We start from the raw sequence: 483 nt of genomic DNA, 5'->3' as shown, positions 1-483 counted from the left end.
GTAGATGCCCAGCAGGAACATCATGCCGGGAATGGCGGTCATGGTGTAGGTGACCGGCAGGAAGAGAATGACGCACAAAATAACGCTCAGGCCGGGAATGGCGGCAAAAACCGCGCCCACAAACACGCCGATGTTAATCCACAGGATATTTTCCAGCGTGAAGAGAAGGCCGGTGGCGGGGGCTATGTATTGCAGCATGAAAAGACCTCCTCCTTAAAAATCCACGTTCAGTACAAACCGGAAGGCCGCCCAGATGGCCACGGCCAGGGTCAGGGTAATGGCGTAATAGCTGGGTTTTCTGCAGCGGAAGTAGACCAAAAAGCCCAGCGAGCACACCAGGGCGCCCACCACAAACAGGTCGGTGACCCGGGCCAGCAGATAGGAGACCACCAGAATCGCCAGGATCACCAGCGCCTTCAGCTCCGTCTGCAGATGGATAACCTTCCAGTTCATGGGCCGTTTGGTGGCCAGCTTGTACAGCTC

Annotated in this window: 2 protein-coding genes; both read right to left on the bottom strand. The window is 56.7% G+C overall.

Going from position 1 to position 483, the window contains the following annotated elements; translation table 11 throughout:
- The coding region (locus H7U32_RS09930) for a tripartite tricarboxylate transporter permease (RefSeq protein ID WP_204469874.1) at positions 1-198 on the bottom strand (198 nt) is incomplete at its 3' end.
- Between the two features lie 15 nt (positions 199-213).
- Positions 214-483 (bottom strand): hypothetical protein (locus H7U32_RS09925; RefSeq protein WP_204469873.1); only part of this gene is annotated, 270 nt, incomplete at its 5' end.

Source organism: Bifidobacterium pullorum subsp. saeculare, assembly GCF_016899725.1.
Lineage (GTDB): Bacteria > Actinomycetota > Actinomycetes > Actinomycetales > Bifidobacteriaceae > Bifidobacterium > Bifidobacterium pullorum_C.
This window is presented reverse-complemented; position numbering and strand designations above follow the sequence as displayed.